Source organism: Bacteroides propionicigenes (assembly GCF_018390535.1).
Classification (GTDB): domain Bacteria; phylum Bacteroidota; class Bacteroidia; order Bacteroidales; family Bacteroidaceae; genus Bacteroides; species Bacteroides propionicigenes.
On record NZ_JAHBBW010000001.1, the window covers coordinates 492,318 to 507,203 of the forward strand.

Genomic DNA, 14,886 nt, shown 5'->3' on the forward strand with positions numbered 1-14,886 from the left:
ATATCGTTTCTCATTTTAAATACTATGTAACTTGTTGTTACAGTGAATTGATAAATGCAATCAGTGCATCACGGTCTTCTTTACTCATATTCTTAAACAGATTCTTGGAAGCCTCCGCCTCACCGCCATGCCACATAATGGCCTCAACCAGGTTGCGGGCACGCCCGTCGTGCAAGAAATAGGTATGTCCGTTCACAATCTCCTGCAAGCCGATGCCCCACAACGGAGTGGTACGCCATTCATTGCCGCGTGCCAGACCGCTGACATAATTGTCGTTCAATCCCACACCCATAATTTCCGAACCCATATCATGAAGCAAAAAATCCGAATACGGATGAATGGTTTGGCTACCCAGCCACGGGAGCTGCGTCCCCATCAACAAAGAACTGCCACGCGGTTTGGTATGCAATGTAGTGATATGGCAAAGGTGGCATTTGGCTTCATAGAACTTCCGCTCACCTTTGCTAACCTGTTCGTCATCCACATTGCGACGGGCCGGTACACCCAAGCATTGCAAATAGAGGTCTACGTCCTCCATATCCTCCGCTGATACATCCAGCTTATCATAGGACAGTCCCATCATGCTGCCCTGATCCATTTGCAATTGCCCTTCACAAATTTCCTCCGGATAACGGCTGTTGGTAACTCCCAAGTCGCTGGAAAAGCCCAATTCCACGGTCAAATCCGCATGCTGGGCCTTGTTGCCCGACAATCCCAAACTTTTCACGCCTTTCTCCGTAATGTAATTACAGCGCCCGCTAATGCCATATTCGGGATAATTGCTTTTAGCGGCAAGCGCCTCAATCTCTTTCGGGTCAAGCGCCATCATCTGTCCCATTCCCACATGCCGCAAGGGAATACGAACCGTACAGAACAAATCTTCCGGTTTTATTTCTTCCGCATACCAGTCCGTTATCGTATAAACGGGCTTGGCAAGCTGATAAGGAGTACCGTCAGGAAACTTAAAATCCTGATAAATATATTCCACTTTCAGCTTTCCTTCCGCCTTTACGCCATAAATGGACTGGTCGTGAAGTACACGCCCGTAGTTGGGAAAGAAAGCGCCGTTCTTGCGGGTAATGTATATCAGCATAGAAGAGAAACCGCTACTGCCCGACCCTCCCTCACTCCACAATGTAGGACGTGTACGACCTGCGTTATGATGGCAACTGCCGCAGGAATATCCGGCATAGACAGGGCCTAAACCGCCTCCCGTTCCGTTAGTGCTGGTACGGACATCGTCGTAAAGTCCGTCTCCGTTATTGAAACGTGAGTTATAGACTCCCGTCACCCAGTTGGCCGGAGTGTCATAAGCCTTGGAAGAACGCATAAATACAGTGGCGGTACCGGCAGATAACTCATAACCGCTCGGCACTTCTATATCCAATATATCATAAGTATCGCCCTCACAAGCACAGCAAAGCAGCGAGCCAAGCAACAACGGGAACAAACGCTTTTCTAAATATCTCATAAGCAACAGAGTTTATTTTTTACTCGGCAGGTGCTGTACGAGGATTACCATCCTTGAAAAGAAGGAATTCCAATGTATGGAAACCGCGGACATTCTGAGCGGATGCAATACTCTCTACGGGGTCGCCGTTCTCATCGGTAATGAATTCACCGTTCCATTGTAACTTGGTGAAATCTCCCGAATTCAAGATATTGACAATCGCATCCGCATCCAACGGCCAACTATCCATATTGGGGTCCAAGCCATTATCGGCAACAGGGCCAAACAGGAACGCTTCACTTGTTTCCCAAGGTTTACGGGCTATAATCCATTGGGCTGCAGCTGCCTTAAAATTCGTATCCGTCGGATTTTTCTGTAAAGCACTTACTTTTTCCAATAAGACAGCAACTTCGTCTTTCAAATCCTTGTAAGTAGGGAGTACAACATCATCCACATAAGTATTTACCACCTCATTCAGTGCCGCATCATTATATATATCCTGCTTTTGAGTAATCTCCGGAAGTAATTTATTATTCAAAAGAATAGCCAAATCCGCACAAGCATCTTGGGCTGCCAATGCTTCCGCACTGTTAATATGACTGCGGAAAGGAGCAGGAATAGCCAAAATTGCATCATAGGCTTTCTTAATAGCCTCGCGAGTAGCGTCTGCCAATCCTTCGTTATTGTTAGCTTTGACTACATTATAAATAGAGTTTGCAGCAATTTCCGAGCTTGCCAAATCCATTACATCATTGCTCACTTTCACATTTCTTGTACCGCAAATGGCACTATAAATAGAAATGATGTTATTTGAATAATCTTCACGAGAATGCCAGCTGAACCAAGACTCCACAGCATAAAGGGCATCTTGTGTTTTTCCACTTGCATACAAATCATAAGGGTCTCCGATTTTGGCGTCACCTACCTCATTGGCTATATCCCAACAACCTTCAATTATTTGCCGAACGCAGTTGTTGGCAGTACCGAAGTAAGCGGAATTATTATGACTTTTAAAAATTGAAGCATAAGAAGCTCCCCCTTTATATCCGGTATTCCAATCATCGTAAAGCGTAGTGGCATCTTCTTTCAACAGATTTGCGACATTAATCATGTAGCTATACCAATTTGCCGCATTATCCTTGGTAATGTTGATTTCTTCTACAGCACCATTACCATTTCCCTTGGTGAGGTCATCATCGTCACTACATGCGGACATCATTCCGCCCAAAGACAGCATAAAAGCTGCAACATACAAAAAATACTTTTTCATTTTCATCGTTATTATTTGAGATTAATATGCTATTTCTTAATAAACCAACCGACGTAAGCGATGCCGATAGAGAATTCATTTTCACTGTTGTATTTACCTTTACCGAATACCTTGCCCGTACCTATTTGCCGGGTCATATAATCAGCCTTCACTACCAGATTAGGCAATGCATACCAGTTCAGACCGGCAGTCCACATACTCACCTGATTTCTCTTATCCATAGGAAGCTGTCCTTTTTCTCCCTCTTCCTGAGGATTGTAATATTCGTAACGGACAAACGGATAGATTACGGGGACTTTCCTGTTATCATTGCAAATAGAACGGAGATTAATGCCGACCTCTCCGGCATAACTCACCGCTTTCTTCGCTACCTGTACCACACGGGTATAAGGAGAGGAATTGGATAAACCTTTATTCTTATTGCTAATTGCGGTAGAACCTGTCAGATTTCCAAATACAAAATTCGTACGCGCCGTGACATACTTGTTCTTATACTGACCATCGACTGTATAAATACGCAACGGCGCTTTTACTCCGGCATAAGTGGCTATTTTATCAGAATTGGATGCCGTATTGGCACAATAATAAAAAGATCCGCCTATACGCAGACCCGGTACTCCTCTATAGTCCAAACGAGCAACATAAGCGGGAGAAGTAAAATTATCGACTTCAAAGAATCCCTGTTTTCCACCTGCAACCCAATTATTACGGTCGAATCCATTAGCATTCAAACCTGCCACAATCAAAGCCTGATAATCAAACGTGGCATACCCCTTTCCGAAAGTACCGAAGAACTCAATACCAGTTTCATGCCATGTAGAGGGAAGAATACTCGTCTCACCTTCGGGACGATAAGTTCCGAAGAAGTTGACGGGCTCATGGTGCGTATTGGTAAGTCCCACAGGAACAATCATATGTCCGGCACGTACATTGAATGCCGGGTGTATCAAACGTGTTATGTGAAATTGTTCCAAAGCAACTTCACCACCTTTTTCTATTTCCGTCTCGTACTCTCCATTTTCTGAATTCTCCAACTCCACAGCCGTACCCGTACCACCGGACTCAAACTCTATCTCAGCTCCCAACACCCATTTGGAGTTAAACTTATAATCGAATGCCAACACAAAACGCGGAATGGCGATTGTGTTGCGATGATCGTCCGAATTACCCCGATTACCACCAAAGAAGCGATTGATGCCATAGTCCTTAAAACTGGCTACCATTTCTCCATATCCGCCGAAACGGAATTTCTTGTAGCTGCTATCATCCGAAGCGCTTGTCTTTTCTTTTTTCAACGTACTCCCGGTACTCTCTGTCCCGGCGCTTGCCTTATCGGGTTCACCCGCCCACAGAGCACCTGCCGACAACAAAAAACATAGTGTAAATAAGCTCGTTAATTTTCCCATCTTTTATCTTAATTTTTGTTGGGACAAAGGTAGAGGTTGTTAAAAATGGTAACAATACCTAAAACAGAGTATAAATTGAAGATAAGATAATCACAAGTAGGTATGCCTCATCAAGGCAAAAAAAATCCCCATTGCGTTTTGCAATAGGGATCAACTGTGAGGATAAGTATTTAAGCTTTATATCTTTGCCTTTCCTTCATTAACCGCTGCGGATAACTGTTGCAAAGCCTTTTGCAGAACCGAACGGGGGCAGCCGACATTCAGCCGCATGAAGCCTTCCCCCGGTTTGCCGAACATCGTCCCGTCATTCAGCGCCAAGCGGGCTTTTTCCACAAAGAGCCGTACCAACTCTTCTTGCGGCAACCCCAATCCGCGACAATCCAGAAAAATAAGGTAAGAAGCCTGCGGGCGTATCATGCCGATGCCCGGAATATGCTCTCTCAGATAATTTTCCGTAAAGTCTATATTGCCTTGTATATATTCGAGCAGTTGTTCCAACCACTCTTCTCCATGCGTATAGGCAGCCGCAGCACCGATATAAGCCAGCAAATGTCCTTCGCTGAACTCGCCCGCCTCCATAAATTCCCGGAAACGATGGCGAATATCCTCGTTCACCGCTATGGCATAAGAACTGCCCAATCCCGGCATATTAAAAGCCTTACTGGGAGCCATAAAGGTAAGAGAAATCTCCGCAGCAGTCTCGGAAACTGTGGCAAAAGGATGATGCTTGTAGGGCGGTAAAGTCAAATCCGCATGTATCTCATCGGATATGACCATGGTTCCGCTATCCTTGCAGACAGCGGCTATACGACGTAATTCCTCAACCGTCCAGACACGCCCGCCGGGATTATGAGGATTACAAAGAATGAGCGCCCTGCATCCTTGAATATCCTTAGCGAAACGGTCGAAGTCAATATGATAATGCCCGTCGTACAAATCAAGCGGCGAGTAGACGGCTTCACGCCCCAAACGTTCGGTCACCAAAAAGAAAGGATGATATACCGGAGTCATTACCATCACCTTATCTCCCGGCTTGGTAAAGCATTGCAAGGCAAAGGCTTGTCCGCGCACAATTCCGGGAACAAACGTCAGCATATCACGCGTAATATCCCATTGATGACGTCGGTGCAACCAACTGCAAACAGAGGTATACCACTCCTCACAGGCGAAAGTATATCCCAAAACCGCATGGTCTAGACGACGGCGCAAAGCATCCATTACAAAAGGCGGTGTACGGAAATCCATATCCGCCACCCACATGGGAAGCAAATCATTACGCCCCCACACACTCTCCACGCCATCCCACTTTACGGAATCCGTACCGCGGCGTTCAATCACTTCATCAAAATTATACTTCATAAGGTTCAAGTAATTTTAAATAGGGAAAAAGATAAACACAGCCACATCCCACAAAGAATGCGACAGGATAATAGCGGCAAACCTATTCGGAAAGAAACGGTAAAGCGCTCCCCACACTATGCCTGCCACCAATGCTGCCATGATAAGCATGAAATTGCAAGAGCCGGCATGCACCAACGCATACAAAGCCGTAGCCACCGCAAAGCCTGTATCGGGATTCTTCCAACGTTCGGAAAGCGTGCGTTGTACGTATCCCCGCCAAAAGATTTCTTCTGCAGGGCCTATCAACACCAGCATCAAGGCAGCCAGCAACCAGGGAGACTCGCCTTCTTTCATACCGTAAATGGAATCTACCTGCGGGCGGGCAAAGTCGAACATCCAAGCGGAAACCTTATCTCCTACCCAGAAAACCATCCATAAAGCAACGGCAATGCCAACGCCCAGCAAAACATTGGGAATACTCCATTTCACCCCCCGCCACCAGCCGGGGTTAAACAAAGTGGCAAAAACAGATAAGGTCAGTGCGGAACCGGTCATCATCCACCAAAAGTTAACGGTAGGCGCCGTCCACGGTGAAAACATGACAGTCCACAATATAGCTGCCAACACAATAGTAAAAACTAATTTCTTCATACGAATAAACCGGCTATAACAAATGATAAAGCAAATACCAAACTAAACAATAACTGGAGTTTTGCCGTCATTTCATCCAAATTGGCGATAGCGGCAACACCCTTCCCGGAAAACCGGGACATGACACGAACATTGCCGACGGCAGGAACCAATACAAGCAAAACCAACAAAGTCCATAAAGGAAAAGTTCCGGTAGCTACGCAACCGGCAACCCAACCGAAAGGAAACAATATCTCCGCGCAATAAAGAATCACAGAAGTCTTTCCTCCCAATTCCATTGCCAATGTCTTGATGCTTGCCCGGGCGTCGGTCTGCATATCGCGGGTATTATTGGCATGCAGGATTGCCACCGTAATCAATCCTACGGGAAGTGCTATCCACAGAACGTCCCACAGAAAGACTCCGGTAGAGACATAGGCAGTCCCCAAAGTAGGCAAGAAAGCGTAAGCCATGAAGATAACGACATCTCCCAACGCATTATACTTCAGCGGCGGATAGAGAAGCGCACACGCCGCACCGCCCAAGCCGATATACAACAAGGGAAAACCGGTGCGCCACAATAATCCGAGGCCTCCGGCAAGGGCCACCAAAAGCAGGGTTAACGACAAACGGTATATTTCCTTAGGAGTAAACATATTGTCCGTCAGCGTCTTTGCGCCAAACGTGTCTTTCATATCAACTCCTTGCTTATAGTCGAAATAATCACTCCAAGTATTTCCGGCGGCATGAAAGACAATGATATTCAACAAAGCCCATATACCGTTCGCCCAGTTTATATCTTCCTTCATCCAAAACAAATAGGCCAGCGTCACCACCACCGGCATGGCCGAAGCCGGGAACGACCACGGACGTACAGCTATCATCCAGTCTTTAAAAGAATGTTTCTTCATTATATATTTGAGTTTTTGATTTTAAATGCGCTGAACAAAATTGTATGCAAAAGTACGAAATATCTTCGCTTTTGAGTACATTTGCCAACCAATTTAAAAGAGACCTATATGATTAAAGCTCTGTTTTTTGACATTGACGGTACACTGGTGAGCTTCAAAACCCACCAAATTCCCGTTTCCACCATTGAAGCGCTGGAAGCCGCTAAAGCCAAAGGCATACAGATATTCATTTCTACCGGACGTCCACGCGTCATCATCAATAACCTCGCCGCCCTGCAGGAGCGAGGACTGATAGACGGCTACATCACCATGAATGGCGCCTATTGTTTTGTGGATAATACCGTTATTTACAAAAGCCCCGTTCCGACAGCCGAAGTAGATGCGCTGACAAGTTTCTGCCACGAACGCAATATCCCCTGCATACTGGTAGGCGAACAAGATATTTACGTAAACCAGCCCGGCGAAATCGTAACAGAGATATTCAATAATCAGCTCAAGACAGACCCTATTGCATCAGAACCCTATACAAGCAACCATTCAAACAAGGAGTATTACCAGCTTACACCTTTTATCACTATTGAAGAAGAGCAAACCATACTGCCTTCCATTCCCAACTGCGAGATGGGGCGCTGGCATCCCGCATTTGTCGACGTTACCGCCAAAGGAAATACCAAACAGCGGGGCATTGACGAAATAATCCGGCATTTCGGCATTCGTAAGGAAGAGACAATGGCGTTCGGTGATGGCGGAAACGACATCAGCATGTTGCGCCATGCCGGCATCGGAGTAGCCATGGGGAATGCCAAAGACGATGTAAAAGCCGTAGCCGATTATGTCACCACAAGTGTTGATGACCACGGCATAGCCAATGCGCTAAAGCGATACGGGATAATTGAAAGTTGAATCATGTCTTTCGTACCCGATACCCAAAACAAGGAGTTTCAAGACGCTTTGAACCTCATACAGTACACCCGCCAGTCTGTTTTCCTGACGGGGAAAGCGGGTACGGGCAAATCAACCTTTCTCCGGTATATCTGCGCACATACCAAGAAGAAGCACGTAGTGCTGGCGCCTACGGGAATCGCCGCCATCAATGCGGGAGGAAGCACATTGCACAGTTTCTTCAAACTGCCGTTCTATCCACTTCTGCCCGATGACCCTAATTTCAGTCTGCAGCGGGGACGCATCCACGAATTCTTTAAATATACCAAGCCGCACCGCAAGTTACTTGAAGAACTGGAATTGGTTATCATCGATGAAATTTCGATGGTGCGGGCAGACATTATCGATGCCGTCGACCGCATTTTACGTGTCTACTCACGCAATCTGCGGGAACCTTTCGGCGGAAAACAAATCTTACTGGTAGGTGACGTCTTTCAGCTGGAACCGGTGGTGAAAGGAGATGAACGGGAAATACTGAACCGTTTCTACCCCACCCCCTATTTTTTCTCTGCAAGAGTCTTCAACCAAATAGACCTTGTATCCATCGAACTGCAGACTGTCTATCGCCAGACCGATAAAGCATTTGTCAGCGTACTGGACCACATACGAAACAATACGGTGGGGGCTGCCGACTTGCAACTGCTCAACACCCGCTATGGCACACAGATAGAACAGTCCGAAGCCGATATGTACATCACTCTCGCCACCCGCCGCGACAACGTGGACTATATCAACGACAAGAAACTTACCGAACTGCCCGGAGAGCCCGTAACATTCCATGGTGAAATCATGGGCGACTTCCCCGAAAGCAGTCTCCCCACCTCGCAGGAATTGATACTCAAACCGGGTGCACAAATCATTTTTATAAAGAATGATTTCGACCGCCGGTGGGTAAACGGCACAATCGGCATCGTCAGCGGCTTCGACCCCATTGAAGAGACGCTCTATGTCATTACGGACGATGGCAAGGAATGTGACGTGAAACGGGAATCATGGCGAAACATCCGCTATAAATACAATGAGAGCAAAAAGCAGATTGAAGAAGAAGAATTAGGAACTTTCACCCAATATCCCGTACGGCTGGCATGGGCCATCACTGTCCACAAAAGTCAGGGACTGACGTTCAGCCGGGTAGTTGTCGACTTCACAGGTGGAGTGTTTGCAGGCGGACAAGCATACGTAGCGCTTAGCCGATGTACCTCTCTGGAAGGAATACAACTGAAGAAACCCGTCAGCCGCGCCGATGTATTTGTACGCCCCGAAATCATAGGATTTGCCGAACGTTTCAACAATCGCCAAGCTATTGACCGCGCCTTGAAACAGGCACAGGCAGACGTACAATACGCAGCAGCGACCAAAGCATTCGACAAAGGAGATTTTGATACTTTCCTCGGTGAGTTTTTTAAAGCCATCCATTCCCGTTACGACATTGAAAAACCTGTTGTGCAACGTCTTATCCGTAAAAAACTGAATATTATCAATCAATTGCGCGAAGAAAACCGCGCCCTGAAACAGGCAGCCGTAGAGAAAGAAAAGACACTGGTGAAATACGCCCGCGAATACATCATTATGGGTGACGAGTGCCTTAAACTGGAGATGAAAGAAGCCGCCATGAAGAATTACGAAAAGGCTGTTGCTCTCTGCCCCAAATTCAAAGAGGCATGGAAGAAGATTAAAAAATTAGAGAAAGAGATGCTAAAAAGATGATTCTCTTGCTTTTGAGAATATTAACAAGTATTTTTACACCCAACTTATTAATCCCATAGTATCATGCTTCTGAAACTTTATGAAAAGAATAACAATCCGGCAGATTTACAGCAAGTAATCGACATCCTGAATGACGGCGGCATCATCATCTACCCTACCGATACTATGTATGCCATTGGTTGCCACGGATTGAAAGAACGTGCAATAGAACGCATCTGCCAACTCAAGGACATTGACCCGAAAAAGAATAATCTTTCTATCATCTGCTACAACCTGAGCAGCATCAGCGAATATGCCAAATTCGACAACAATACGTTCAAACTGATGAAACGCAACCTGCCGGGTGCGTTCACCTTCATCCTGAACGGCACTGTCCGTCTGCCGAAGATTTTTCGCAACCGCAAGGAGGTGGGAATCCGTATGCCCGACAGTCCGATTATTCAAGAACTGGCACGCCTGTTGGATGCCCCTATCATGACTACCACCCTCCCTTACGAAGAAAGCGAAGACATTGAATATTGTACCGACCCCGAACTGATTAATGAGAAATTCGGTAACATCGTAGACTTGGTAATAGACGGCGGCATAGGCGGTATCGAAGGCTCTACAATAGTAGACTGCACCAGTGGCGAAGCAGAAATCGTACGTCAAGGAAAAGGCCGGTTGGACGAAGGATAACAATTTACTAAAACGTGACCAACAATTTAGTAAAACGTGCTCGGAGATTTAGTAAATCGCCGGTCACGTTTTACTAAACAAAATAAAAGTAGCCAAACGGCAGAAGTGTAGAGCAATAAAAATAGAGCTGCCCGTTCCTCTCACAACGAGAAAACGGGCAGCTCTTTATCTATCTACTATTTCCTTATTATTTCAGCAAAGAAGCCGGGTCAAGATGATCTGCCTCAATGTCCTTGAAATAACGGTATGTACCGACTTTCAGTTCTGCGGTAGCGGCATCGTCACAAACGATGATTCCTTTTTCATGCATTTGCAGAGCGCTGATAGTCCACATCTGCATCACAGGACCTTCCACTGCATGATAAAGAGCGCGGGCTTTGTTATGACCGTTTACAATAATCATGACTTCTCTTGCGCTGAGCACAGTACCTACACCCACTGTCAGAGATGTTTTGGGCACTTTATTCACATCATTGTCAAAGAAACGAGAGTTGGCAATGATAGTGTCGGTAGTCAGAGTCTTTTGGCGAGTACGCGATGACAAAGAAGACCCCGGTTCGTTGAAAGCAATGTGCCCGTCAGGACCAATGCCGCCCATGAAGAGGTCAATTCCGCCATAAGATTTTATTTTTTCTTCATAACGTGCACACTCCGCATCGAGGTCGGCAGCGTTGCCGTTCAGTATATTGGTATTTTCCGGCCTGATGTCGATGTGGCTGAAAAAATTGTTCCACATAAAAGAATAGTAGCTTTCGGGATGTTCCTTCGGCAAGCCTACATATTCGTCCATGTTGAAAGTCACTACATTCTGGAAAGATACAATACCCTTCTTGTTCAGGTCGATTAAGGCTTTGTACATACCCAGAGGTGAAGAACCTGTAGGGCATCCCAGTACGAACGGTTTCTCAGGTGTCGGATTAGCGGCTTTAATCTTAGCGGCTACATAATGTGCCGCCCACTGTGATACGGATTGATAATCCGGTTGAATGATTAGTCTCATTACGATTATTTTATTAGGTTAATAAATTGGAGGTTTATTGTCATTTTCTGTCTTTCTTCAAACGCTCTGCCATGGCGCGTGCCAAATTCTCGCATTGCTCATAGGTAATGTCCTTCATGGCTTGTTTCATTTCCACCGGATCGCCTACGATTTCAAACTTACTCTTTTCAGCAAATTCACCCATACGCTTCACAGCCGCACCTGCCCAGCAGAAGGAACCGAAATAACCCAGATAGCGACCTTTCACTTCGCGCACCAATATCTTGGAAAGCAGCGATTCTATTTCCGGATAAATCTGGTTGCTGTAAGTGGGGCTTCCGATTATCAGACCCCGGTACTTGAATATATCGGCTATGATGTAAGAAGGATTGCTTTTGCTGACATTGTGCATCACGATGTTCTTGATGCCTTGTACTGAAAGTTCCGCAGCGATTGCCTCTGCCATTTGTTCGGTATTGCCGTACATGGAACCGTAAGCGATGACAACACCCTCCTCGGCTGCATAGCGGCTCAGGCGGTCGTAGATGCCGATTACTTTGGCAATGTTATCCGTCCACACCGGTCCGTGAGTGGAACAGATGGTGGAGATGGGCAGCCCGCCCAGTTTTGCCAGCGCCTTCTGCACAGGAGAGCCGTACTTGCCTACGATATTGGAATAATAACGAACCATCTCGTCCCAATACTTGTCCAGATTCATGCGTGTATCAAGGAAGCCGCCGTCAAGCGTGCCGAAACAGCCGAATCCGTCACCGGAAAAGAGCACGCCGTCCGTTTCGTCAAACGTCATCATCGTTTCGGGCCAGTGCACCATGGGAGTCATGTAGAAACGAAGTTTATGGTGTCCTAAAGCAAGAAAATCTTCGTCTTTCACCATATATTGCTCACCCGTCACGCCATAAAATCCCTCTATCATTCCGAAAGTCTGTTTGTTGCCAACAATAATAATGTCGGGATAATGCTGTTTGATTAAGCGGATAGAGCCGGAATGGTCCGGTTCCATATGGTTGATGATGAGATACTGGATAGGGCGATCACCGATTATGCTCTTTATTTTCCGAAGATATACCTCAAAGTAACAAATATCTACCGTATCAACCAATGCAACTGTTTCATCGTCTATCAGGTAGGAGTTGTAAGATACTCCGTAAGGCAACGGCCACATACCTTCAAACAAATGCTTATTGCGGTCATTCACTCCCACGTAGTGGATTTTTCCTTTTATCACTGTTTTTGGGTTCATTGTTATTATCTTCTAATTTAGATTGATTCCATATTTAACTGCGGCAAAAATAAGGCTTTTTTCTCACATTTCATACTTCTTCCCCTGATATGCATCAAGTTCTTTCATTCTTTTTTGAACCCGATGGTTAAATTCATAATTTTTCAGTCCCCAGTCGGGTGCGATAAGCAAATCTTTAGGAGATTGCGAGACAAAACGCTCCAAGACAATATCCGGACGAAGATGTTCCACATAATCTACCACAAGTTCAATATATTCCTCTACGCCGAAGAGATGGAAATCTTCAGGACTCCGTTCATATTCCAAAGCCATACGGGTGCCGCGTATCAATTGTAACTGATGCATTTTCAGCGTAGTAATCGGCAAACCTGACAAATCTTGCGCCTGCGCCACGATGCTTTGGTGAGTCTCACCCGGTAGCCCCAAAATTATATGTCCGCCGGTCAATATGCCGCAAGCCGCCGTCCTTTCCACTGCATCAACAGTGGTTTGAAAAGTATGTCCGCGGTTAATGCGGCGAAGCGTTTCGTCACAAGTGCTTTCGATGCCGTATTCCACCAAAAGAAAAGTATGCTTATTGATACTTTCCAAATACCGGAGCAGGTCATCGGGCATACAATCCGGACGGGTACCGATTACCAGTCCCACTACCCCATCTACCGACAACGCTTCTTCATACTTTCGCTTCAAAGATTCCAATTCGCCATAGGTATTGGTATAGGCTTGAAAATAGGCAAGATACTTCATTTCCGGATACTTATGGGCAAAGAAATGCTTCCCCTCTTCCAATTGCCGGGTGATGGATTTTTCGGTACGGCAATAATCCGGGTTAAAAGTCTGGTTATTGCAATAGGTACAGCCGCCATACCCTTTGTTCCCGTCACGATTGGGACAGGTAAAACCGGCATTCAACGAAATTTTCTGTACCTTATATGGAAAATAACGTTTCAAAAACAGAGGAAATTCATTATAAAGGGGTGTCACATTCATCGGTTTTTTCATTTAGAAGCAAAAATAAGTTTTTTTCTTCGTAATAAGAAATATTCATTTCATTCCCTTCGAAGTAAAGGGTTCTTATTGGAAAACTAAAATAAATTCATAGCTTTGCATACAACCTTTATCAATTAACCTCTAAGAGTATGAGTAACAGTTATCACAAAAACCTTGTATTTACTGCTGCATGCATCGGGATGTGTTTCTTCGGCGTTTCAATGATTACATTAGGTTCGGTCTTACCCGCCCTCGTATCCAAATTGGGGTTGAGCGGATTGCAAGCAACATCGTTAGTAACTTTCCTGCCTTTGGGCATGCTGATAGGCTCTGTAATTTTCGGTCCCATTGTCGACCGCTTCGGACATAAAGCCTTGCTTGTGCCCGGATGCATCATTGTGCTGCTGGGCGTGGAGGGTTTGATATTCTTCAGGAGTGTTCCGCTCCTTCAGGTCTCCATAGTGGGCATAGGTTTGGGAGGCGGCATCCTCAACGGAGAAACCAATGCGCTGGTGTCCGACATCTCAGGTGAATCGGAAAAAGGTTCGCGACTCAGCTTTTTGGGAATGTTCTACGGTTTGGGAGCATTAGGCATACCAAGCCTTTTGGGTATTTTATCAGAATATTACTCTTTTGAAACTATCCTGCAAGGCATAGGCCTTATCATGCTGGCAGGAATACTGTTCTGCATCCCGGTACGCTTTCCCACTCCCAAGCAGGCGCAAGGTTTTCCGGTAAAAGAGGGATTGGGACTGTTAAAAGAAAGCGCCTTACTGCTACTCAGCCTTGTCCTTTTCTTCCAAAGCGGAATTGAAGGAGTGTGCAATAACTGGTCTACAAGCTATTTGGGGAGGATGACTGACATTCCCGCCAACAGAGCACTGATTGTATTGACCTGCATGGTTGCGGGACTTACCATAGCACGTATGCTGCAAATCGTGATTTTCAAGAAAGTACAACCTGCAAAAGTATTGCCTTACAGCCTTATACTCACGGCAATAGGCTTCGGACTGTTGACCGCATCCCCGGGATTCCTGCGGGCTGCAACAGGCATGGTTTTGATAGGAATGGGGCTGTCACCCACTTACCCCGTCATACTCAGCATACTGGGCACACGCTATCCGGCACTGTCCGGCACGGCTTTCAGCATAGCGCTTGCCATAGCACTTGTAGGGCAGACTTGCATGAACGGACTGATGGGCATGATTTCCGTATACGACAATGGCATAGCACTTTATCCTTATATGATGATAGGCTCGCTCGTAGTCATGCTTATCATCTTCCTGCGTGTTCCCCGCAAACGATAAAAGGGAAATTATCA

General features: G+C 46.0%; 13 protein-coding genes. 4 read left to right on the plus strand and 9 right to left on the minus strand.

What is annotated here, in order from left to right; translation table 11 throughout:
• Window positions 1-37: 37 nt before the first annotated feature.
• The 6 genes from KG118_RS02225 to KG118_RS02250 form a co-directional block, all read right to left on the minus strand.
• The gene (locus KG118_RS02225) at window positions 38-1,471 is read right to left on the minus strand and encodes a di-heme oxidoredictase family protein (RefSeq protein ID WP_117711126.1); all 1,434 of its coding nucleotides are present in this window, start codon (window positions 1,469-1,471) and stop codon (window positions 38-40) included.
• 19 nt (window positions 1,472-1,490) lie between these two features.
• A complete protein-coding gene (locus KG118_RS02230) occupies window positions 1,491-2,726 on the minus strand; it encodes an imelysin family protein (protein WP_117711125.1) in 1,236 nt (411 codons plus the stop codon).
• A gap of 23 nt (window positions 2,727-2,749) precedes the next feature.
• Window positions 2,750-4,126: a hypothetical protein gene (locus KG118_RS02235; protein ID WP_117711124.1), complete on the minus strand. Its 1,377-nt coding sequence runs from the start codon at window positions 4,124-4,126 to the stop codon at window positions 2,750-2,752.
• A gap of 177 nt (window positions 4,127-4,303) precedes the next feature.
• Complete coding sequence (locus KG118_RS02240; protein WP_117711123.1) at window positions 4,304-5,485, minus strand: MalY/PatB family protein; 1,182 nt, start codon at window positions 5,483-5,485, stop codon at window positions 4,304-4,306.
• 15 nt (window positions 5,486-5,500) lie between these two features.
• Complete coding sequence (locus tag KG118_RS02245) at window positions 5,501-6,118, minus strand: CPBP family intramembrane glutamic endopeptidase (RefSeq protein WP_117711122.1); 618 nt, start codon at window positions 6,116-6,118, stop codon at window positions 5,501-5,503.
• Window positions 6,115-7,008: a prenyltransferase gene (locus KG118_RS02250; protein ID WP_117711121.1), complete on the minus strand. Its 894-nt coding sequence runs from the start codon at window positions 7,006-7,008 to the stop codon at window positions 6,115-6,117. Before KG118_RS02250 ends, KG118_RS02245 begins: the two co-directional genes overlap by 4 nt.
• A 108-nt stretch (window positions 7,009-7,116) precedes the next feature.
• Here KG118_RS02250 and KG118_RS02255 point away from each other — a divergent pair, with 108 nt between their 5' ends.
• The 3 genes from KG118_RS02255 to KG118_RS02265 all read left to right on the plus strand — a co-directional run bounded on the left by KG118_RS02255 (window position 7,117) and on the right by KG118_RS02265 (window position 10,335).
• Window positions 7,117-7,911 (plus strand): Cof-type HAD-IIB family hydrolase, encoded by a 795-nt coding sequence (locus KG118_RS02255; RefSeq protein WP_117711120.1) that lies wholly within the window; start codon window positions 7,117-7,119, stop codon window positions 7,909-7,911.
• A gap of 3 nt (window positions 7,912-7,914) precedes the next feature.
• Window positions 7,915-9,657 carry an ATP-dependent DNA helicase gene (locus tag KG118_RS02260; RefSeq protein WP_117711119.1) on the plus strand — a complete coding sequence of 581 codons (1,743 nt, stop codon included), beginning with the start codon at window positions 7,915-7,917 and terminating at the stop codon, window positions 9,655-9,657.
• A 63-nt stretch (window positions 9,658-9,720) separates the two neighbouring features.
• Complete coding sequence (locus KG118_RS02265; protein WP_117711118.1) at window positions 9,721-10,335, plus strand: L-threonylcarbamoyladenylate synthase; 615 nt, start codon at window positions 9,721-9,723, stop codon at window positions 10,333-10,335.
• 187 nt (window positions 10,336-10,522) lie between these two features.
• Here the strand turns inward: KG118_RS02265 and nagB are convergent, their stop codons facing one another.
• The 3 genes from nagB to KG118_RS02280 all read right to left on the minus strand — a co-directional run bounded on the left by nagB (window position 10,523) and on the right by KG118_RS02280 (window position 13,565).
• Complete coding sequence (gene nagB / locus KG118_RS02270; RefSeq protein WP_117711117.1) at window positions 10,523-11,335, minus strand: glucosamine-6-phosphate deaminase; 813 nt, start codon at window positions 11,333-11,335, stop codon at window positions 10,523-10,525.
• A 40-nt stretch (window positions 11,336-11,375) separates the two neighbouring features.
• Window positions 11,376-12,575 carry an FprA family A-type flavoprotein gene (locus KG118_RS02275; protein WP_117711116.1) on the minus strand — a complete coding sequence of 400 codons (1,200 nt, stop codon included), beginning with the start codon at window positions 12,573-12,575 and terminating at the stop codon, window positions 11,376-11,378.
• Window positions 12,576-12,638: 63 nt separating this feature from the next.
• Window positions 12,639-13,565, minus strand: a complete 927-nt coding sequence (locus tag KG118_RS02280) for a TIGR01212 family radical SAM protein (RefSeq protein ID WP_117711244.1) — start codon at window positions 13,563-13,565, stop codon at window positions 12,639-12,641.
• A 149-nt stretch (window positions 13,566-13,714) separates the two neighbouring features.
• Here KG118_RS02280 and KG118_RS02285 point away from each other — a divergent pair, with 149 nt between their 5' ends.
• On the plus strand, window positions 13,715-14,872 hold the full coding sequence (locus KG118_RS02285; RefSeq protein ID WP_117711115.1) for an MFS transporter: 1,158 nt from the start codon (window positions 13,715-13,717) through the stop codon (window positions 14,870-14,872).
• Window positions 14,873-14,886: the final 14 nt, after the last annotated feature.

Excerpts from the sequence above, each read along its gene's own strand:
- KG118_RS02225 (WP_117711126.1), bottom strand. The coding sequence starts at position 1,471 with ATGAGATATTTAGAAAAGCGTTTGTTCCCGTTGTTGCTTGGCTCGCTG.
- KG118_RS02230 (WP_117711125.1), bottom strand. The coding sequence starts at position 2,726 with ATGAAAATGAAAAAGTATTTTTTGTATGTTGCAGCTTTTATGCTGTCT.
- KG118_RS02235 (WP_117711124.1), bottom strand. The coding sequence starts at position 4,126 with ATGGGAAAATTAACGAGCTTATTTACACTATGTTTTTTGTTGTCGGCA.
- KG118_RS02240 (WP_117711123.1), bottom strand. The coding sequence starts at position 5,485 with ATGAAGTATAATTTTGATGAAGTGATTGAACGCCGCGGTACGGATTCC.
- KG118_RS02245 (WP_117711122.1), bottom strand. The coding sequence starts at position 6,118 with ATGAAGAAATTAGTTTTTACTATTGTGTTGGCAGCTATATTGTGGACT.
- KG118_RS02250 (WP_117711121.1), bottom strand. The coding sequence starts at position 7,008 with ATGAAGAAACATTCTTTTAAAGACTGGATGATAGCTGTACGTCCGTGG.
- KG118_RS02255 (WP_117711120.1), top strand. The coding sequence starts at position 7,117 with ATGATTAAAGCTCTGTTTTTTGACATTGACGGTACACTGGTGAGCTTC.
- KG118_RS02260 (WP_117711119.1), top strand. The coding sequence starts at position 7,915 with ATGTCTTTCGTACCCGATACCCAAAACAAGGAGTTTCAAGACGCTTTG.
- KG118_RS02265 (WP_117711118.1), top strand. The coding sequence starts at position 9,721 with ATGCTTCTGAAACTTTATGAAAAGAATAACAATCCGGCAGATTTACAG.
- nagB (WP_117711117.1), bottom strand. The coding sequence starts at position 11,335 with ATGAGACTAATCATTCAACCGGATTATCAATCCGTATCACAGTGGGCG.
- KG118_RS02275 (WP_117711116.1), bottom strand. The coding sequence starts at position 12,575 with ATGAACCCAAAAACAGTGATAAAAGGAAAAATCCACTACGTGGGAGTG.
- KG118_RS02280 (WP_117711244.1), bottom strand. The coding sequence starts at position 13,565 with ATGAATGTGACACCCCTTTATAATGAATTTCCTCTGTTTTTGAAACGT.
- KG118_RS02285 (WP_117711115.1), top strand. The coding sequence starts at position 13,715 with ATGAGTAACAGTTATCACAAAAACCTTGTATTTACTGCTGCATGCATC.